The sequence below is a fragment of the uncultured Algibacter sp. genome, assembly GCF_947490405.1.
GTDB lineage: Bacteria > Bacteroidota > Bacteroidia > Flavobacteriales > Flavobacteriaceae > Algibacter_B.
The window spans coordinates 160,579-181,211 of record NZ_CANLGU010000003.1 but is presented as its reverse complement, the minus strand read 5'-3'; the positions used below and the strand labels follow the sequence as shown (position 1 = coordinate 181,211).

Genomic DNA, 20,633 nt, shown 5'->3' with positions numbered 1-20,633 from the left:
ATTTTGAAGGAGTCTTCAAATGTACATTTGTACTGTATTTAAAAACAAAAATTCATTTAAAAATGAAAATATTAGCCATTGACGATCAACAATTAGTTTTATTGCCCTTACAAAAAAAATTAGAAGACTTAGGTTATAAAGTAAAGACAAGCACTGATGCTAGTGAGGGTATCGGTCTTTACGATAGGTTTAAACCAGACCTAGTTATTGTGGATATAAATATGCCAGATATGTCTGGGTTAGAATTCATAGAGTACATAAGAATAAATAAGCGTTCATCAACTCCAATAATGGTGCTATCAGCTAATAATAGTAGCGATATTATTTCTGAAACATACAAATTTGGTGTTAATGATTACATAAAAAAACCAATGAATTTAGATGAAATCTGCGCACGTATTAAAAGATTAAATATTTTTTTCCAAACATATTAATTAAACATTTTAAAAAACTTAAATCATGAAAATATTAGCTATAGACGATCAACAATTAGTTTTATTACCATTACAAAAAAGGTTAGTGGAATTAGGTTATGAGGTGAAAATTGAAACAGATGCAAATGAAGGTATTTCTCTTTATAATACGTTTAGTCCTGATTTAGTAATAGTAGATATTAATATGCCAGGTGTTTCTGGTTTAGACATTGTGAAGTATATCAGAAACTCTAAAAATGCTGATACACCAATAATGGTTTTATCTGGTAATACTCAAGATGATATTATTACAACGGGTTTTGAGTTGGGAATTAATGATTATATGAAGAAACCTTTAAGCTTAAATGAAATTTGTGCACGTGTAAAACGATTAATCGGAGCTCCTGAAATTCAAAATAAAACATTAAGAAGTGATGTAATGATTCAACAAAGGTGTGTAGGAGTTGTTATCCCATGTTATAATGAGGAAGAACGTTTGCTAAGTAAAGAGTTTATAGATTATATAGACAAAAATTCTGGTTACCATTTATGTTTTGTGAACGATGGAAGTAAAGATAAAACTCTAAAGGTTTTAAGAGAATTACAAAAAGGTAGGGAAGATTTTATTACTGTATACGATTGTGAAAAAAATGGAGGTAAAGCAGAAGCAGTTCGTTTAGGAATGTTACACATGGCTAAAAAAGAAGATTTAGATTATATAGGCTTTTTAGATGCCGATTTATCAACAGATTTAGCAGACTTTGATGACTTGGTTAAAACTATTGAGCATTCTGAATTTAAGATTGTAAGTGGTTCTCGTATTTCAAGAATGGGTGCTAATATTACTAAAGAGTCCGCTAGAAAAATCATCAGCTTAACTATTAATTTTATTATCAGAAAGATTTTGAAAATGGATTTTAAAGACACGCAATGTGGTGCTAAAATCTTTCATAAGGATGTTATAAACATTGCTTTTAGCGAAAAATTTGTAACACAATGGATATTTGATGTTGAAATATTTAAGAGAATGAGCCAGTATTTCGGATTATCTCAAGCAAAATCTATGTTATGTGAACAACCATTAAAAAGATGGATTCATGCAGATGGTTCTAAGCTTTCAATGAAAGATTCTGTTAAAATAGTTGGGCAGTTAGGACAAATTGCTTGGTTATACAGAGGAAAAAAAGCAAATTCTAAAACTATTGTAGCTAACCAATTAAAAGTAGTTTAATACAATAATTAGTAAGAAATGAAAATAGGAGTCATTATAATATTTCATAATAATGAAAAGGATATTGATACTGAGTTTTTTATAGAATATCTAAATCAAACAAAAAACTTAGAGCTATGTTTAGTAAATAATGCTAGTAGAGATAATACTTATCAATTACTTAAAGAAATAAAAGAGTCGAGTGAAACAACAGTTTCTTTGGTAGATATAAAAAAGTTTAAATCAGGTATTTCGGCGGTAAGGTCTGGGTCTAGATTTATGTTTAATCAATTTGATTTGCAACATATAGGTTATATAAGTACTAATTTAATCAATAGTAAATCATATAGTATTAAGAGCTTAATTAAATCTATGAGTAAAAACCAGAATATTATTTTGGAGTATAATATCAGTATCATGAAAAAAAAGGAAATAAAGCAAACATTATTTCAAAGCGTTTTTTCAATAATTGAATACTTAGAAAAATTAAAGGTTAATATTCAGTTTTTTGATTTACAACCTGAATTAAATAATAACAAATAAAGTCATGAAAGTATATCCAATAAAATTTAATCCAATTTTAAAAGAAAAAATTTGGGGAGGTAATAAGTTAAAGCAAGTTTTATTAAAAGACACCAACAAGAAAAATGTTGGAGAAAGTTGGGAGATTTCAGATGTAAATGGAAATGTATCTGTTGTTAGCAATGGTATTTACAAAGGAAGCAACTTAAAAGAATTAATAAAGGAGCACAAATCAAATTTTCTAGGAGTAAAGAATTTTGAGAATTTCGGTTATAATTTTCCTCTATTAATTAAGTTTTTAGACGCTAAAACAGACTTATCTGTTCAAGTGCACCCAGATAATGAAATGGCTAAAAAGTATCATGATTCATTTGGAAAAACTGAAATGTGGTATATCATGGATAGCGATGAAGGGGCAGACATAGTTTTAGGACTAAAAGACAAAACTACAAACCCAGAAGTTTTAAACCATATTACTTCTGTAAATTTAGATACTATTTTTAATAGAGAGCAAGTAACTAAAGGGGAGAGTTTTTTTATTCCAGCAGGAAAAATTCATGCTATTGGCGCAGGGGTTCTTGCAGCTGAAATTCAACAAACATCAGATATTACTTATCGCGTTTATGATTGGGATAGAGAAGACGATAATGGTCAGAAACGAGAATTACACACAAAATTAGCAGAAAAAGCCACCAAACAATTTGAGTCTAATGGTAAGTCTGATTATGTAATTGGAAAAGATGATATGGCAAATCTTGTAAATTGTGAATACTTTACAACAAATATTTTAGAACTATCCAATACTCAAGAAAAAAACTACAAGCATTTAGATTCATTTATAATTTTTATGTGTGTTGAAGGAAAGGTAGATATTACTGTAGGAGAGCAAACAGAAACATTAATTACTGGAGAAACTATAATTTTACCTGCTAATACTCAACATGTTGTATTCAATTCAAATAGCTCAAAATTATTAGAAGTTTATATAAGTTAATATGATAGAACAGCTCAATTAATTCTACCCACCAATAGTAATCATACTTCTGTTATTATTATGTAGTTTGGGTTCTTGTAATTTTTTTAAAGTATCCATATCGCCACGAACTTTAAATTTGGCTTGTACTGCTTTTTGAATAATAGGCTCAATGGATTCTCCTGCCCTAAGTGTAGTCAATAAATCAGATTCTCCAGAAGAAAACAAGCAGTTTTTAAGTTGCCCATTGGCGGTTAAACGCAGCCTATTGCACGAATCACAAAAAGGATTAGTAACCGAACTGATAATAGCAAAACTACCTTTATAGCCATTTATTTTGTAATTTTTTGAGGTATCGTTTGGGGCATCTTGTAAACGTTCCACTTTATCTTCTGCGAAAGCGTTATTTACGTAAGTCATCACTTCGGCATAAGACACCATTTTGCTCAAATCCCATTTGTTGCCATCAAAAGGCATGAATTCAATAAAGCGAACTGATATTGGTAAATCCTTTGTGAAATTGATAAAATTGATAATTTCATTATCATTAAACCCTTTCATTAAAACAGCATTTACTTTTACTGTAAAGCCTTCTTTAACTAATAAAAGAATGTTGTCATATACTTTTTGGAATTCATGACGGCGCGTAATGTGTTTAAACTTTGTAGCATCTAAAGAATCTAAACTTACATTAATTTTTTTAACACCGTTGGCCTTAAGTACATCAATAAACTTGTCAATAATTACAGCGTTCGATGTGATGGATAATTCCACGGGAAGTGTCGCCAATTTTTCTAAAATAATAGGAATATCTTTTCTAATTAAGGGTTCGCCACCTGTTAATCTAATTTTGGTAACACCATGTTTTACGAAGGTTTTAGCAATAGCGTAAATCTCCTCATAGGTCATTAAATGACTTTTGGGAGACAGCTTTACACCTTCTTCGGGCATGCAATACGTGCATCTTAAATTACAGCGCTCAATTAGTGAAATCCTTAAATAGGCATGATCTCTACCATGTGAATCTTGTAATATGTTTTGTTCTGTTTTCATTAATCGTGTCTTGCACCTTTTAAAATTCTAAAGCTGTGAAGTATAGCTGGAAAAATAGCATCCATAGATTCTTTCGCGCCATTTGTAGAACCAGGTAATGCTAAAACTAAAGTGTCTCCAAGTGTGCCAGCCACACTTCGTGAAAGCATTGCAAACGGCATACGGCCTTGTCCGTAATGTCTAATGGTTTCTTCAATTCCAGGAATACGACGATCTAAAATTGGCAGTAAAGCCTCAGGTGTTACATCTCTTGCAGATAAGCCCGTACCGCCCGTATAAATTACCATATCAATACCCTGTTGTTGGTAGTGTTTCGCTTTTTGCTGGATATCTTCAATTTCATCTGGAATAATTACATATTCAGAGATTTTCACATCACAAGATTCTAACTTGTTAATAATTGCTTTTCCTGCTTTATCTTCTTTATGTCCAGCAGAAATAGTATCGCTACACACCACAACGGCTGCTTTTAAGTCTTTTCTAAAGGTGTCTTTGAAATCAGATTTTCCGCCTTTCTTTTTCAAAAGTTTAATAGCGTGAATTTCTATGCCTTTATCAATAGGTTTGAGCATATCATACATATTTAAAGCTACAACACTTGCACCATGCATCGCTTCAACTTCAACCCCTGTTTTATAAATGGTTTTTACTGTAAATAATACCGTAATTTCTAAACCATCAATTTTATATTCAATCCCTGTAAATTCAATAGGTAAGGGGTGGCAATCTGGCAAAATATCTGGTGTGCGCTTAACACCTAATAGACCAGCCGCTTTACTCATAGCGAATACGTTGCCTTTTGGAACGGTGTCATTTTGAATAGCAGTAATTGTTTCTTGTTTACTGACCATTACAACTGCTTGGGCTACTGCAGTTCTTAGTGTTGTGGTTTTATTTGTAATATCGACCATCTCTTAACTATTTATTTTCCATTGATGACTTTCGTCCTCAAAAATCTCTTTTCCAAAAACAGGAACATCAGCTTTTATTGCTTCAACTATATATTCTAAAGCTTCAAATACTACTTTTCGCCTAGGTGATGATACAAATACAAATAAGCATATTTCACCTGCTTTTACAGTTCCAAGACTATGATAAATATGCATGCAGGTTAAATCAAATTTTTCAAAAGCTGATTCTCGTATCTCATGGAATTTTTCATTTGCCATATCTTCATAAGCGGTATATTCAATTGCGGAAACTGTTTTACCATCAATCTCATCTGCACGAACTTGTCCCAAAAAAATATTATGGGCACCGATACTTGTTTTTGTTTGATGTTTATAAATAGAATTCCCTATAAAATCTGAAGTTATAGCACCTTCTTTGAAAACACTTTTCATTGGTTTTTTATCTTTCATAATTATATTTTTTCATTTCCGCGAAGGCGGAAATCTTCCGTATTCACTTTACTATGTTCTTTTAAAAAATTTTTTATTTCCGAAGCACCTTCTGGAATACTGCAACAGTTTTTAGTACCTAACTCTTGTAATAGTTTAACGGCATGTTTACTGCGCATCCCAGATTTACAAAAAAGTGCTTTCTTTTTTGATAAATCAATTTTATGTAAACTAGTTTCTAGTTCACTTAATGGAATGTAGGTAACGTTTAAATGGTCTACTTTGGGTTGTTCGTGTATCTCTCTAACATCAATAAACTGAACATTTTTTTCTGAAATCATTTCGGATATTGAAATTTCTATGACTTCAATTTGACAGTCAATAATGAGATGCTTACTCTCAAAACTATCTTGCTTATCTAAAACGGATTGAATACTAGTTTCGCTTCTATTTATTTTTAAAGTTGACGTTTTAGAATTTAAAGCATTATAACAAAGCAATTTCCCTGAAAGCACATTGCCAATACCTAAAATGAGTTTTAAAACTTCGTTGGCTTGCATACTACCAATTATTCCAGGAAGCACGCCTAAAACACCAATATCAGAACAATTTGGAACAGTATCTTTTTGCGGTGGGTTAGGGAATAGGCATCGGTAACTTGGTCCATTTTTATAATTGAAAACCGAAACTTGACCTTCAAATTTATAAATGGCTCCAAAGACTAGTGGTTTGTTTGTGATGATACAGGCATCATTTACCAAATAACGTGTTTCAAAATTATCAGAACCATCAACTATAATATCGTATTGTTTAAACAATTTAATGGCATTTTGATAGGTGAGTGGCTCTGGATAAGCAGTAATCGAAATATCATTATTTAAATCCTGTAAGTGTTCTTTGGCTGCAATGGCTTTATTTTTTCCTAAAGAAGAAGTTCCGAAGAGTACTTGACGTTGTAAATTAGATAATTCTACCACATCAAAATCTATAACACCAATAGTTCCAACCCCAGCCGCGGTTAGGTATTGCAACACGGGGCATCCTAAACCACCAGTACCAATAACCAAAACTTTGGCATTGGAAATTTTATCTTGACCTTCTTGTCCGATTTCTGATAAAATGATATGTCTGTTGTATCTATCTGTCATTCCTGCGAAGGCAGGAATCTCTTCCTACCAATTTTATGTTTTTTATTTTGTCATGTCGAAATGAGGCACGATTGAGACATTTCATAAAAGGTCTCATTTCAATTATTATGTGATTTCTCCCTTTCGGTCGAAATGACACGTTCTATTAACCTCCCGCAAATGGTGGCAATAAAGCGATTTCTGCTCCTGTTAATTCTGTGTCTAAATCCACTAACTCTTGATTCTGCGCTATTTGAAAATCTTTGTTTTCTAAATCTGAATACTTCGTACATAAAGTATTTAAAAGTCCTGAAACCAAATTTTCATTAACTTCTAATTCTTCCTCTTCTTTTTGAGTCACTTCTGCTATTTGACCAAAATATTTAATCGTTATAAGCATCTTCAATTTGTTTTAATTCTTCTTTTGTATTCACGTTTAATGTTGCATTTTGAAAGGCTTCATCTAAAACAATAGTGTTGTAACGACAACCTTTTACAACCACTCGTAACCGGCGTTCATCTTGCTCCAAAAACCGTTTAAATTGGCCTTTTACAGCCCTTTTATAAAGCGCAATGAGCGGCATGGTTTTACCATTACTTTCAGCTTGAATAATATCTGATGCATCATCAACCGCGTCAATAAGCTTTTGTAAAACGTCTGAAGTAATTAAAGGAATATCGCAACTTAAAATCAAATTCAATTCGCTTTTTGAAGCTTCCAACCCTGAATAAATACCTCCAACAGGACCAGCATTTTTAGTAAAATCAGTAATGCGTTTTAATCCAAAAGTGTCGTATTTAGCATCATCTGAAACAATTAAAATTTCTGAAACCAAAGGCTTCAAAGCTTCAATGCTATATTGTATAAAAGGCTTATTATTCAACTGTAAAAAACCTTTATCAGAACCCATTCTAGAGCTTTTACCACCAGCCAAAATAATACCTATTATGTTCTTTTTATCTATCATTTAGGTGAAAAATAATTTTGCACATGCTATAATTAACACAAAGGCTAATATATACCTTAAATGCAGATTGTTGATTTTTTTACTACCATAGTAACCTCCTAAAATGCCACCAATTAGCGCGATAACCACCAGCACGAAAGAGGCTTTCTCTATTGATACACCAATACTAAACTGTCCTATTAAAGCTGCTGCTGAATTCACCCAAATAAATAATGCAGAAACCGCAGCCGCTTCTTTCATTTTACCCCAATGAAGTAAAAGGATTACTGGTGTTAAAATGATACCGCCACCAATACCAATAAGCCCTGAAAAGAAACCAATGATGGCACCAATAATTAAACCTTGCCATAGTTTAACTTGCTTTATGTTATCACTTTCTTTTCCAAATACATTTAACATTTTAAGAATAGCGAAGATTAATAAAAGTGCTAAAATCTTTTTATAAATTGAGGCGTCAACTTCAATGGTACCTCCTAAATAAGCCAAAGGAATAGAAGTTATGGCAAATGAGATAAATAGTTTCTTGTTAAAATGCCCTGCTTTAAAATAGTAGTAGAACGAAATACCAGCAACAAAAATATTAAGCAATAACGCCGTAGGTTTCATAGTTTCTGGAGCAAAAGAAAACAACGCCATTAATGCTAAATAGCCACTCGCCCCACCATGTCCGACACTTGAATAGAGAAATGATACTATGGGTAGTATGATGAGAAATAGGTATATGTTTTCTGTTTGCAGCACTTGTGTTAATTTATTCAGTCTTTGTCATGTCGAAATGAGGTACGATTGAGACATCTCATTATTCTAGTGAGATTTCTCACTGTGTTCGAAATGACAAGCGTTTAATATTTTAATTATAGTTTTTCAATTCTAGCTAATTCCTTATCCAAAAACTTCCAACAATTTCTATTGATTTCATCAAAAGCCTTAACTAAAGATTTCCCATATTCAGTTAGTTCTGCGCCACCGCCACCTTTCCCTCCAATACTATTTATAGTGACAGGTTTTTTAGCCGATTTGTTTACAGAGTCTAATAACTGCCACGCTTTCTTATAAGAAATATGTAATGATTTTGCAGCCTTAGAAAGGGAACCTGTTTCTTGAATGGCCTTTAATAAATGCACGCGGCCTTCTCCAAGCAGTACGTTTTCGTCAGATTCAATCCAAATTCTACTTTTTATTTTGTATCCCATAGTAATCTTTTAAACAGGTAATTGTATCACTTCAGTAAAATCCCCCTTTTCAATTTTTGTAACATGTTCTGGTACGTAAACTAAAGCGTTGGAAAGTGCGAAGGTTTGTAACATTGATGAGTTTTGTCCATCTAAAACTTCAACTTGACCATCTTTGTATATGCCTTTTAAAAATTGAGGTCTGTCGCCTTTCTTATGAAAACTATTTAAGGTTTTGGCTTTTACTCTTGGTAATTCAGTTACATTACGATTCATTAGTTGTTGCAAAGCGATATACACATATACATAAAAACAAGATAGAGCAGCAGCAGGATTTCCTGGAAGGGCAAATATTTGTGTGTCCTCTTTTTTGCCATAAAATAACGGCTTTCCGGGTTTTTGCTTCACTTTATAAAATAGCTCTGAAACTTGTAATTCTTTGAGTGCTTTTCCAACAAAATCATAATCACCAACTGAAATACCGCCGGTAATCATCACTAAATCGTTAGCATTAATTGCTGTGTTTAAAGTATTTACGGTTTTGTTATAATCATCTTCAACTTTATAAAGCGTCACATCATAATACTTCAAATTATAAAGTGCGCTCAAAAGCATTTTTGAGTTGCTTTCGTAGATTTTTCCATAGGTTAAATCTTTACCAGCCTCAACCAATTCGTTACCTGTAGTTACAATGGCTATATTAGGTTTTTTAAAAACTGATACTTCAGTAATACCTAAAGATATAAGATACCCAATAGCAGCTGGCGTTAGTTTTGTGCCTTTTTTTAAAGCTATATCACCAGACTTTACCTGTTCGCCCAAAGGCCTGATGTTAAGCGCTAATTTTATTTGGTGCGCTATGGTAATTTTATTGTTATTTACGATAACTTTCTCCTGCATCATAATTGCATTTGCAGTATCAGGAACAGGTGCACCCGTAAAAATTCTAACAGCCTCTCCTTTTTTTAAAACAAATGTATCGCCATCGCCAGCTTTTATTTCACCAATTAATGTATATGATAAGTCTTCATGTAAGTTTAAAGCGTAACCATCCATAGCCGACTGCCTAAATGGAGGCATATTAATAGGTGAATGCACATCACTAAATAAAAGATAGCCACCAGCTTTTTCAACCTTTTTTGTAGTAGATTGTAATAATGGTTTTACGTTAGTTTTAACTGTAGAAATAGCTTCGGTAATAGAAATCATATATCTTTTTCGTTATATCCATGCAAATATAACGATTAGACTTCTTATTACAACATGATATTTATCATATTATTTATTGCGAAAATGCAGGACTTTTGTTTGCGAAATAAAAGCCCTACCGTCAAATCATTGTGTTAAGAGTAGTGGTAAAAAAGAAAATACTATAGTGATTTTTTAGATATGAAATTTAGTCTAAATATAGATTTACATGATAAATATCAGCTTATTTAAGTTTTAATAGCCTGAAATTTGTAGAACAAAAGGAAGATAAAGAAGCATTGCGTTTAGTTATAAATCCAGATAGAAAATTAATAGTGTGAACTTAAAAAAAAACATCCTACCAGAAAAAAAATCAAGATGGCGACCTGTAGCTATTTTTTTTATTGCCGTTATTATCGGATTAGGTTTCTTTATGGCTAAAGAAGCAGAATTGGTCTCCTACATGTCTGACAAGCCAGAAGCTTGTGTGAATTGCCATGTAATGACGCCTGTTTATAACAGTTGGATGCATAGTTCTCATAGAGAGTGGGCTAATTGTAATGATTGCCATGTACCACATAACAACGTTTTTAATAAATATTATTTTAAGGCTAAGGATGGTTTATTTCATGCTTCGGTTTTTACATTAAGAGCAGAGCCTGAAGTTATGTTTATGCGTGAAGAGTCACAGCAAGTTGTTCAGAACAACTGTATAAGATGCCATGTGCAGCAAGTTACACAAACTAAATATGATGGATGGATTGATGACCATGCCAAAAATAGAACAGAACGCCAATGTTGGAGTTGCCATCAAGAAGTGCCACATGGTACTGTTCATGGTATATCTACTATTAAAAGTAATATAGCGCCGCTTTCTACAGATACACAAGAGACCGTTATTCCAGATTGGTTACAAGAACAAATTTCAGACAAATAAACCACAACTAAAAAATGAAAAACAAAGTATTATTTATCGTTACCGCAGTAGTTGTATTTCTACTAGGCATGTTAGCATCTAGCATCGTTAATAGAAAGAATGAGGCGAAGTACAAATATGTACCCAAAGTTGAGATTAGTGAAAATGAACCAAGGAATGAAGAATGGGGTAAAAATTTCCCAGCTGAATATCAGTCGTTTTTACAAACTGAAGAAACTGATTTTGCTTCTCTACAAGGTGGATCTGCTATGAGAGATGTTTTGCATGAAGATTCACGTTTAGTTGTGCTTTGGGCAGGATATGGTTTTTCTAAGGATTACAATCAAGGTAGAGGTCACCAATATGCTATAGAAGATTTAAGAAATTCTTTGAGAACAGGAGGACCAAAAGGAAAAGGAGATGGACCTATGCCAGCTACATGTTGGACTTGTAAAAGTCCAGACGTACCGCGTTTAATGAATGAAAACGGTATTGCTGAGTTTTATTCTGGTAAATGGGCAGATAAAGGAGCAGAAGTAGTTAATCCAATAGGTTGTGCAGATTGTCACGATTCTAAAACGATGAAATTGAAAATTTCTAGACCAGCTTTAGTAGAAGCATTTCAAGAAATGGGGAAAGATATTAATCAAGCTACGCATCAAGAAATGCGTTCATTGGTTTGTGCGCAATGTCATGTTGAATATTATTTTGATAAAAAAATACCAGGAAAAGAAGGTGTACCATATTTAAAATTTCCTTGGAAAAATGGTATGACTGCTGAAGCTATGGAGGAGTATTATGATGCTATTGAATTTAAAGATTGGACTCATAAATTAAGTAGAGCACCAATGCTTAAAGCGCAGCATCCAGGTTACGAAACGTATTTAACTGGTGTGCATGCCGATAGAGGCGTGTCTTGTGCTGATTGCCATATGCCGTATAAAAGTGAAGGTGGACAAAAATTTACAGATCATCATATCCAATCACCGTTAAATAATGTAGCAAATGCATGTCAGGTTTGTCATAGAGAAGATGCTGATAAATTAAAACTGAATGTTTACGAGCGTCAGAAAAAAGCAACTGAAAACAGATTAAAGTTGGAAGACTTCATTGTTAAAGCACATATTGAAGCTAAAAAGGCATGGGATTTAGGTGCTACAGAAGAACAGATGAAAGACATTTTAATGGATATTCGTCATGCACAATGGCGTTGGGATTATTCGGCAGCTGCCCACGGTGCATCTTTTCACTCTCCAGTAGAAACGGCTAGAGTTATGGGAGGTGCGTTTACAATTATTCAAGAAGGACGTTTAAAACTAGCACGGTTGTTATCTGATTTAGGATATAATAAACCTGTGATTATGCCAGATATTTCAACTAAAGAAAAAGCTCAACAATATATTGGTTTGGATGTAGAGAAAATGAAAAAAGAAAAAGAAGCATTCAAAGAAAATCTAGTTCCAAAATGGTTAGAAGAAGCCAAAGCTCGGGAAGCTACTTACGACACTAAGCGTGTGTCAATGAATAACTAGACTAAATTATTAGAATAATTAAACCAATAAAAGATAACATTTGTGGTTAAAAATCGCCAATGTTATCTTTTTTTTAGCGCAAAAGCACCATGCAAAAACTATATAAATTCTTCTCATCTTCAAGTTTAGCCTTACTGCTTCTTTTAATTTTTGCAATAGCTATGGCTACAGCAACATTTATTGAAAATGATTTTGGAACAGCCACAGCTTGGGATGCCATTTACAACTCTTGGTGGTTTGAATTGGTAATGTTAGGCTTAGCAATTTGTTTTATGGCTAACATATTCAAGTATAAACTTTTACGAAAAGAAAAATGGGCAACTTTGTTATTCCATTTAGCATTTATTATTATTGTTCTTGGTGCAGCCATCACCAGATATGTATCTTATGGTGGTATTATGCGAATTCGAGAAGGTGCTTCTTCTAATATTGTTATTTCAGACACTAATTATTTAACGCTAAGTATAACTGATGGAGAAACGACCAAAACAGTAAAAAAGAAGCTGTCGTTTTCTCCAATAAAAAATAACGACTTTACGATTATAACGGATTTTAAAAACCAACCGATAAGCGTTTCTTATAACAATTATATTGCTGATGCTATCCCTGAAGTGGTTCATGATGAAGTTTCGGGCGAACCTTTGTTAGAAATGGTTGTTACTGTTGGAAACGGAAGAAATACGGTATATTTAAAAAATGGTGAGATTGAGAAAATAGGCGAACACCAACATGAAATTGGTTTTAATTCTAATAAAGAAGGCATAATTAACATTATAGAAAAAGATGGTGCATTTAGTATTAAAACACCGCATGATTTAGATTTCTTCATCATGTCTTCACAACAAGCAGGAAAGGTTTCTAAAGACAGTTTGCAAGCGATTACTTTAAGAACATTGTATAGAGATGGCGATATATCTTTTGTGCCCTTAGTGTATCACGAAAAAGGGAAGTTTCAATTGATAAGTGATCCCGAAAAATTAAAGGATAATGATAATACTAAAGATGATGCTTTAATTGTTGACTTATCGATTAATGGGAAATCGGAACCTGTTAACATATTGTACCGACAAGGTTTTTTACCGATGCATCACCAAACCCAAATTGAAGATACAAAGGTTATGTTGTCTTATGGTGCAGAAGCCATAAAAACACCTTTTTCAATTCAGTTAGATGACTTTCAATTGGAGCGTTATCCTGGGTCTTCAAGCCCATCGGCATATGCTAGCGAGGTTACTATTTTAGATAATGGTGAAAAAACGCCATTTAGAATTTTTATGAATAATGTACTTGATTATAAAGGTTATCGATTTTTTCAAGCCAGTTATGATACCGATGAAAAAGGTACGGTGCTTTCAGTAAACCATGATAGGGTAGGTACTTTTGTTACCTATTTAGGGTATTTACTTATGATGCTAGGGATGTTCTTTACACTTTTTGGAAAAACCTCGCGTTTTCGATTAATAAATAAAAAATTAGGACAGCTTAAAAAGAAATCTTCTGTAGCAGTTGTAGCACTTATTCTGTTTAATTTGAATAGTGCGATTGCACAAAATAAATCTGATTCATTAACTGTTGCCGTCGAAAAACCCTTAGAATACCAAGAAGTTGATAAATATCATGCTGAGGTTTTTGGTCGATTATTAGTTCAAGATCTAGATGGTCGTATTAAACCCATTAATACATTGGCATCAGAATTTTTGAGAAAGATTTCTAGAAAATCAAAATTCAGCTATCCTTTATCAGATAAAAAAATAACACGAGATGCAAACCAAACCTTTTTAGCGATGCATATGTCGCCTCAAATTTGGCAACATGTACCAATTATAAAGGCAGATTATATAAAAACAGGTGATTTGTTTGATGAGGTATTAAAAGGTAAAAACAATTTGTTAGCATTTTCAAGCTTACTAGACACAGCAGGCGAGTATATACTTACCAACCAAGTAGAAGAAGCTAATAAAAAGAAGCCTGCAGAACGTAATGAGTTTGATAAAGAAGTGTTAAAGATTGATGAACGCTTTAACATTCTTTACAATCTTTTTTCAGGAAATTATCTAAAGATTTTTCCAAATAAAAATGATGAAAATAATACGTGGTTTAGTTACACCCATCATTTCAAAGATTTTCCTGATGAAGATGGACAATTCGCTAAAAGCATACTACCCACATATTTTAAAGATGTAGCAAGTAAAAATTATGAGAATGCTCATGAGAAGCTCATGTATATAAAAAAATACCAAGAGGTTTTAGGAGCAGCAGTAATCCCAACACCAGAGCGTATCGAAGCAGAATTATGGTATAATAAAGCTAATATCAATTTTTGGTTGTTTCAGGTGTTTTTTACACTGGGGTTAATATTGCTAGTTCTAGCCATAGTAAAAATGTTTATACACAAAAAATGGATAGAATTTTTAAATAATGGCTTTATTATTTTAACCTTAATAGCCTTTTTATGCTTTACAGGAAATATTTTGTTGCGTTGGTATGTCTCGCAGCATGCACCTTGGAGTAATGGCTATGAGATGCTCATTTTTGTTGCTTGGGTATTGGTGCTGTGTGGGCTAATAACGTTTAGAAAATCAGATTTTTCATTACCGCTAGCAACCTTATTCTCAGGCGCCTTGTTGTTTGTAAGTTATCTAGATTGGTTAAGTCCAGAAATCACCAATTTAATGCCCGTATTAAAATCCTATTGGCTAAAAATTCATGTAGCAACTATTGTAAGTAGTTATGCGCCTTTAGCTCTATCAGCTATTTTAGGGTTTATGGCATTATTGCTATTAATTTTTAAAACTAGTAAAACAAAAACTGTAATAGATATTAAAATAAAAGAGTTGTCGTATATCAATGAAATAGCTATGACTATAGGGCTTTTTGTATTGGCAGTTGGTACTTTTTTAGGCGGTGTTTGGGCAAACGAATCTTGGGGACGTTATTGGGCCTGGGATCCCAAAGAAACTTGGGCACTAATTAGTATTATTGTGTATGCTATAGTATTGCATTTACGTTTTATTCCTAAGTTGAATAATATGTATGTACTTAATGTAGCCAGTATGTTTGCGTTTTGGTCCATCATCATGACCTCTTTTGGTGTTAACTACTATTTATCAGGCTTACATAGTTATGCAGCAGGCGATCCGTTGCCTATTCCAAAATTCGTATATGTTTTAACAGCACTCATGATTATTGTAGCTGTATTAGCAGCTTTAAAATATAAAAAGACATCAATAACATTAAATCATTGAATTACATATTGTAACGATAATCAAAATAAGTACTAGTTTTAGTCTTTTGATAATTTTATATAACTAATTTATAGGGATAAGTAAAAAAGGTATTCTTTTTTTATCAAGGTCATAAAAGTGGCTTTCAATATTTTAAAACTAAGTATTATTACTTAATTTTGAAGTGTAAACCTGAACAACATGCCCGCAGTCGCCATGTCCACACATACAAAATTTCGCTCCTTAAAAGATACCTCGTGTGCGTCATGCGATAACTCAAATTGTATAGTAAATAGAAACCTTTCCATTCTCGAAAATTCCACGTTAGTAGACAACAAAAGCACGTTGCGTTGTAAAAAAGGGCAGCAGTTTATTATGGAAGGCGCACCAGTAAACGGACTCTTTTTTATACTAAAAGGAACCGTAAAGGTGTTTAGAACAGGCATTAATGGGCGCGAGCAAATAGTGCGTTTTGCCAAAGAGGGCGAAATTATTGGTCATCGCGGGTTTGGTACCGAGGAGTACTATTCCATAGGTGCAGTGGCGCTAAAAGATACCATATTATGCTATTTTTCTAAGGAAAACCTGCAAGAAGCGCTATTGAATAATCCCAAGTTTGCGTTCGATATGATGTTGTTTTACGCCAATGAACTCAACCGAAGTGAAAATAAAGTAAAGTCTATTTCACAAATGACGGTGAGAGAGCGTGTTATTGACTCCTTATTGTACATACACAGAAAATTTGGAAATTTAAATAGCTTCCTAAATTTACCATTAAGTCGAAGAGAATATGCTGATTATGCTGGCACGACAGAAGAACAAGTTATTCGTGTATTTTCAGCATTAAAGAAGGAAAAACTTATCACTGCCCAAGGCAAAAAGATAGGTATTAATGATGCACTTGCACTTAAAAAAGAAATTAGCGATCATAACTATTTCTTAGATAGTTAATTGTACTTAGTTTTTAGAGTTACTTTAATATAAAGCATATTAATTCCTGCGTTTTATCAGTTTTTTTATTGGTAAAAAAGACCATTTTCTACTGTTCTATTTCATAATTAGTTAGCGTTGTACATTTTATTTTTGTCATCAGTAAGTATTTATACTTATTTTTTAATAAACAAACAAACAGATATAATTATGGAAGCAAAAACAGTAACATTAGTTCAAGAATCTTTTGAAAAAGTAAAACCTATTGCACCACAAGCTGCAGAGATATTTTATGCTAAACTGTTTGAGTTAGATCCAAAACTTAAGCCTTTATTTCCAAGTAGTGACGATGCCATGAAATCTCAGGGTAATAAGTTAATGACAATGCTAGCAGCTGCAGTTGCAGGACTAAGTAATCTAGATGCTTTGGTGCCAGTTTTAAAAGGTTTAGCAAAGCGCCATGTAGACTATAATGTTGAAGCTTCTCATTATGATACAGTTGGTGCTGCTTTATTGGGAACGCTTGAGGCTGGATTAGGCGATGAATTTACACCAGAAGTAAAAACAGCTTGGGCAGATGTTTACGGTGTAATGTCTAACGTAATGATTGAAGCAGCATACTAATTAATTAAAAACTCTAATTATGAAATCTATTATGAAACAATTATCAGCTTTAGCTCTTATATTTATTTTAAATTCTTGTGGTGGTGTTCCAGAAGAAAAAACTGCTGATGCTAGTGAAGAAAAGGCCTTTGCTGTAGAAGAAGTTTTAGAAATGGTAGCAAAAGAAAATGATGTTACCAGAACATTATACACGAAAGCAATTGTAGGTAAAGGGAAAAAACAAGGAATGAAGTTTGATGAAGATTGGAGAAAGGATGATGTAGAAGCAGGACCTCTACCAGCATTATTTCTTAGAGGTGTTGCTACAAGCATTAGAAAAGGACCTGTACCACTTGGCTTGTATTTAGGTTCTGACTATCCTATAAATGCAGCCAATAAATTTCAAGGGCAACAAGCAGAATTATTTACAGAAATAAAAAAGAATCAGGAGCCTAAATTTTTCTATGATGAGGAACAAAAGTTGCATACAGCTATGTTTGCAGATTTAGCTAGTGCTGGCGCTTGTGTAACGTGTCATAATGATCATCCACAAACTTCTAAATCCGATTGGAAATTGGGAGATGTTATGGGGGCTACAACATGGCAGTATCCAAAAGATTCTCTAACTTATAAAGAAACCGTAGCTGTATTGAATTCTTATGCAAAAGGTACTGTAGATATCTACATGGAATATTTAGATGAAATTAAAGCTTTTGAAAAAAGTAAAAAACCAGAGATAGGAGATAAATGGCCGGCAGAGGGTAACTATTTACCAACACCAGAAGTCTTTTTAGATAGTGTGCGCAAATTGTCATCTTACGAGACTATGAAGCATTTAGTAGCGTCGGCAAAATAATTTTGTTTAGTGTTGAGTATTGCAATCTTGCCCATTGTTTTTGGGCAGGTTGCAATAACTTTTAATTTATCCTTTTTCATGGTTTTAAATAATAATAAATCCACCATTGTAGGCTTGGTCTTGCTTTTTGCTTTTTTTGTTCAATACAGTTTAAAACTGGAGTGGACTTGGCTATTTCAATTGCAGCAACAGGAAATGTACAAACGTTGGTCTGGATTATTTTTGGCATTATTTATTGGTTTTCAATGGCTGTTATCCTTAACCAGAACTGTTAAAAAGTGGAAGTCACGTGCTATGGGTATGCAAAATATACATAAATGGTTAGGTGCATTAAGTCCACTGTTTTTTTATATACATAGTATGGGTATGGGTTTTGGGTATTTATTGTTATTATCATATATCTTTTTTTCAAATACACTTCTGGGATATTTTAATTTGGATGTATTAAAGAATAATAGCGATGCTCTATTTAAAGGATGGATGATTACACATGTAGCATTATCCTTAGTTGTTACAATTATGATGGTATTCCATATTACTATGGTGTTTTATTATAAATAAAAAGATTTATGAAATTGTTGATAAAGGATATAATAACGGAAACTGAGGATGCAATGACTATTTGTCTTAAAAATGGGAGTTTGTTTAAAAAGTTTAAATATAAACCTGGGCAATTTTTAACCATTAGCGTACCTATTGATGGTGTTGTTCAAAAACGAGCATACTCTTTTAGTAGTAACCCTTTTACCGATAAAGATTTAAAAATAACAGTAAAACGCGTAGAAAAAGGTTTAGTCTCAAATTATGTGCATGATAGGTTAAAGATAGGAGATAAACTTCAAGTGGATGATCCAGCTGGTACCTTTTGTATAGAACCCCAAAAAAGTAATAAAAATCAATATATTTTATTTGCTGGTGGTAGTGGTGTGACGCCAATGTTTTCTATAGCTAAATCGGTTTTAACAGAAGAGCCAGACTCTAAAGTATTACTTATATACGCCAACCAAACCATGGAATCTATTATTTTTCATGATGAGATAAAAACGTTGGAAAGTAAATTTCCAAATGTATTTAAAGTAGAGCATATTATTTCTTCAAACAAAAGCTCTCAAGAGAATTATCATTCAGGATTAGCTACAAAAACCTTAATAGATCAAATCATGCTAAAGCACGGTTTGGTTTATGATAATCATGTGTATATGATATGTGGGCCTTTTGGTTACATGGAAAAAATAAAGGAAGTTTTAGCCGATAATGGTATTACCAGAGATAAAATAAAGATAGAAGTTTTTAAAAGTCCAACCGTAAAAGTAACAGGTAAAAACTTATTGAGTGATGTAACATTAAAGCATAATGGAGAGGAATATAATTTTAAAGTAAGAGGTGATAAATCTATACTAAACCAAGCTATGTCTCAAAACATAATAATTCCTTATTCATGCAGGTCTGGTATGTGTTCTACTTGTAAAGGCAAGTGTTTAGAAGGTGAAGTTCAAATGACTGAAGGACACATATTACCTGAAGATGAAGTTCAAAATGGTGGTATACTTACCTGTGTAACTTATCCTTTAAGCGAAAAAGTAGTCATAGAAATATAATATTAAGATATGTTTAAGGTAAGTCCGTTACGAAAAAGACAAGTTATAGGTGGTATTATTGGGGTAATACTTGGAGTGTCTTTGTTTTATATTTTTACACTTGACGCAACTGAAGATTATGTATCTATAGGTCCAATGAACGTGGGGCATGAACCTTTAAACTGTTTTGCATGTCATGCAGACGCTAAAGGCAATTTAATACAACAATTGCAATCAAATATCTCACATACTTTTGGAGCAAGAGAAGAAGGTGTAGAATTTGGCACACAAGACGTTACGGTAGATAATTGTTTACAGTGTCACGATCGCCCCAACGATAGGCACCCAACGTATCGATTCTCTGAGCCTCGCTTTAAAGATGCTATTAAACATATTGATGCAACTACATGTATTACCTGCCATACGGAGCATAAAGAAGAGCGTGTTTCTGTGGAAAGCATAAACTATTGTATGAATTGCCACCAAGATTTAACTGTAGAAAACGACCCTTTAGATATCTCTCACGAAGCTCTCATAGCTAAAGAACAATGGTTTACTTGTATACAGTGTCATGATTTTCATGGTAATCACAAGTATGATGTACCTGAAAAAATGAGCGATACTATTCCTATGCATATCATCCAAGCTTATTTTGATGGAGGTGAAGATCCGTATGGTACCGATAAAAAGTATATCGCACTATCACAAGAAGAATGGTTAAAAACCATAGGTGTGGAATAATTTTTTATTTAATAGGTGTTTATTTTTTTTGTCAAGTAAGTGAAATTTAGCTTATTCGGTTGCCATTTTTTATTGAAACGAAATTTTATCTAAATGATGAAATTAACATCTCCTAAAAACAACATGTTTCAATTTTTTTTTCGAATAAATCATTGTATATCTAGTTAATACTAATGTTTTAAAGTGGAATAGTACAGAACTACGTAGTTTATTCGCTTTTTGATGTATTTTTTCTGTTTAACCTTTACAATTTATACTAAAACAGTCTTAAATTTTTATAAAAAACAA

The 20,633-nt window shown here is 32.8% G+C and carries 22 protein-coding genes; 13 read left to right on the top strand and 9 right to left on the bottom strand.

Going from position 1 to position 20,633, the window contains the following annotated elements; all coding sequences use genetic code 11:
* The first annotated feature begins 62 nt into the window (after nt 1–62).
* The 4 genes from Q0772_RS08570 to Q0772_RS08555 are packed head-to-tail and all read left to right on the top strand — an operon-like array spanning nt 63 to nt 3,139.
* A complete protein-coding gene (locus Q0772_RS08570) occupies nt 63–434 on the top strand; it encodes a response regulator (RefSeq protein WP_298342979.1) in 372 nt (123 codons plus the stop codon).
* 25 nt (nt 435–459) lie between these two features.
* On the top strand, nt 460–1,644 hold the full coding sequence (locus Q0772_RS08565; protein ID WP_298342976.1) for a response regulator: 1,185 nt from the start codon (nt 460–462) through the stop codon (nt 1,642–1,644).
* An 18-nt stretch (nt 1,645–1,662) separates the two neighbouring features.
* Entirely contained in the window at nt 1,663–2,166 is a 504-nt protein-coding gene (locus Q0772_RS08560; protein WP_298342972.1) for a glycosyltransferase, read from the top strand.
* Nucleotides 2,167–2,170: 4 nt separating this feature from the next.
* Nucleotides 2,171–3,139: a type I phosphomannose isomerase catalytic subunit gene (locus Q0772_RS08555; RefSeq protein ID WP_298342969.1), complete on the top strand. Its 969-nt coding sequence runs from the start codon at nt 2,171–2,173 to the stop codon at nt 3,137–3,139.
* 24 nt (nt 3,140–3,163) lie between these two features.
* Here the strand turns inward: Q0772_RS08555 and moaA are convergent, their stop codons facing one another.
* From moaA to Q0772_RS08510, 9 genes are all read right to left on the bottom strand, one after another.
* Nucleotides 3,164–4,171 (bottom strand): GTP 3',8-cyclase MoaA, encoded by a 1,008-nt coding sequence (gene moaA / locus Q0772_RS08550; RefSeq protein WP_298342966.1) that lies wholly within the window; start codon nt 4,169–4,171, stop codon nt 3,164–3,166.
* Nucleotides 4,171–5,082 carry a bifunctional molybdenum cofactor biosynthesis protein MoaC/MoaB gene (gene moaCB, locus Q0772_RS08545; protein WP_298342963.1) on the bottom strand — a complete coding sequence of 304 codons (912 nt, stop codon included), beginning with the start codon at nt 5,080–5,082 and terminating at the stop codon, nt 4,171–4,173. The genes moaA and moaCB overlap by 1 nt, the downstream gene beginning before the upstream one ends.
* A gap of 3 nt (nt 5,083–5,085) precedes the next feature.
* On the bottom strand, nt 5,086–5,532 hold the full coding sequence (locus tag Q0772_RS08540) for a molybdenum cofactor biosynthesis protein MoaE (protein WP_298342960.1): 447 nt from the start codon (nt 5,530–5,532) through the stop codon (nt 5,086–5,088).
* Between the two features lie 2 nt (nt 5,533–5,534).
* Nucleotides 5,535–6,659 carry a HesA/MoeB/ThiF family protein gene (locus Q0772_RS08535; RefSeq protein WP_298342957.1) on the bottom strand — a complete coding sequence of 375 codons (1,125 nt, stop codon included), beginning with the start codon at nt 6,657–6,659 and terminating at the stop codon, nt 5,535–5,537.
* Nucleotides 6,660–6,804: 145 nt separating this feature from the next.
* On the bottom strand, nt 6,805–7,038 hold the full coding sequence (locus Q0772_RS08530; protein WP_298342954.1) for a MoaD/ThiS family protein: 234 nt from the start codon (nt 7,036–7,038) through the stop codon (nt 6,805–6,807).
* Nucleotides 7,022–7,606 carry a molybdenum cofactor guanylyltransferase gene (locus Q0772_RS08525; RefSeq protein WP_298342950.1) on the bottom strand — a complete coding sequence of 195 codons (585 nt, stop codon included), beginning with the start codon at nt 7,604–7,606 and terminating at the stop codon, nt 7,022–7,024. The genes Q0772_RS08530 and Q0772_RS08525 overlap by 17 nt, the downstream gene beginning before the upstream one ends.
* Nucleotides 7,607–8,347: a sulfite exporter TauE/SafE family protein gene (locus Q0772_RS08520; protein WP_298342948.1), complete on the bottom strand. Its 741-nt coding sequence runs from the start codon at nt 8,345–8,347 to the stop codon at nt 7,607–7,609. It abuts the gene before it with no gap.
* Between the two features lie 113 nt (nt 8,348–8,460).
* Complete coding sequence (locus Q0772_RS08515; protein WP_298342945.1) at nt 8,461–8,799, bottom strand: LysR family transcriptional regulator; 339 nt, start codon at nt 8,797–8,799, stop codon at nt 8,461–8,463.
* A gap of 9 nt (nt 8,800–8,808) precedes the next feature.
* Nucleotides 8,809–9,987 (bottom strand): molybdopterin molybdotransferase MoeA, encoded by a 1,179-nt coding sequence (locus Q0772_RS08510; RefSeq protein ID WP_298342942.1) that lies wholly within the window; start codon nt 9,985–9,987, stop codon nt 8,809–8,811.
* Between the two features lie 316 nt (nt 9,988–10,303).
* Here Q0772_RS08510 and nrfH point away from each other — a divergent pair, with 316 nt between their 5' ends.
* The 9 genes from nrfH to Q0772_RS08465 all read left to right on the top strand — a co-directional run bounded on the left by nrfH (nt 10,304) and on the right by Q0772_RS08465 (nt 20,345).
* On the top strand, nt 10,304–10,903 hold the full coding sequence (gene nrfH, locus Q0772_RS08505; RefSeq protein ID WP_298342940.1) for a cytochrome c nitrite reductase small subunit: 600 nt from the start codon (nt 10,304–10,306) through the stop codon (nt 10,901–10,903).
* Nucleotides 10,904–10,917: 14 nt separating this feature from the next.
* Complete coding sequence (gene nrfA, locus Q0772_RS08500; RefSeq protein WP_298342938.1) at nt 10,918–12,414, top strand: ammonia-forming cytochrome c nitrite reductase; 1,497 nt, start codon at nt 10,918–10,920, stop codon at nt 12,412–12,414.
* An 89-nt stretch (nt 12,415–12,503) separates the two neighbouring features.
* A complete protein-coding gene (gene ccsA, locus Q0772_RS08495; protein WP_298342935.1) occupies nt 12,504–15,659 on the top strand; it encodes a cytochrome c biogenesis protein CcsA in 3,156 nt (1,051 codons plus the stop codon).
* 324 nt (nt 15,660–15,983) lie between these two features.
* Nucleotides 15,984–16,589 (top strand): Crp/Fnr family transcriptional regulator, encoded by a 606-nt coding sequence (locus tag Q0772_RS08490; RefSeq protein WP_298342931.1) that lies wholly within the window; start codon nt 15,984–15,986, stop codon nt 16,587–16,589.
* Nucleotides 16,590–16,778: 189 nt separating this feature from the next.
* Nucleotides 16,779–17,192 (top strand): globin family protein, encoded by a 414-nt coding sequence (locus Q0772_RS08485; RefSeq protein ID WP_298342928.1) that lies wholly within the window; start codon nt 16,779–16,781, stop codon nt 17,190–17,192.
* Nucleotides 17,193–17,211: 19 nt separating this feature from the next.
* On the top strand, nt 17,212–18,027 hold the full coding sequence (locus Q0772_RS08480; protein ID WP_298342925.1) for a DUF3365 domain-containing protein: 816 nt from the start codon (nt 17,212–17,214) through the stop codon (nt 18,025–18,027).
* Between the two features lie 78 nt (nt 18,028–18,105).
* The gene (locus tag Q0772_RS08475) at nt 18,106–18,588 is read left to right on the top strand and encodes a hypothetical protein (protein WP_298342922.1); all 483 of its coding nucleotides are present in this window, start codon (nt 18,106–18,108) and stop codon (nt 18,586–18,588) included.
* A gap of 8 nt (nt 18,589–18,596) precedes the next feature.
* Nucleotides 18,597–19,625 carry a ferredoxin--NADP reductase gene (locus tag Q0772_RS08470; protein ID WP_298342919.1) on the top strand — a complete coding sequence of 343 codons (1,029 nt, stop codon included), beginning with the start codon at nt 18,597–18,599 and terminating at the stop codon, nt 19,623–19,625.
* Between the two features lie 9 nt (nt 19,626–19,634).
* A complete protein-coding gene (locus tag Q0772_RS08465) occupies nt 19,635–20,345 on the top strand; it encodes a cytochrome c3 family protein (RefSeq protein WP_298342916.1) in 711 nt (236 codons plus the stop codon).
* Nucleotides 20,346–20,633 lie beyond the last annotated feature (288 nt).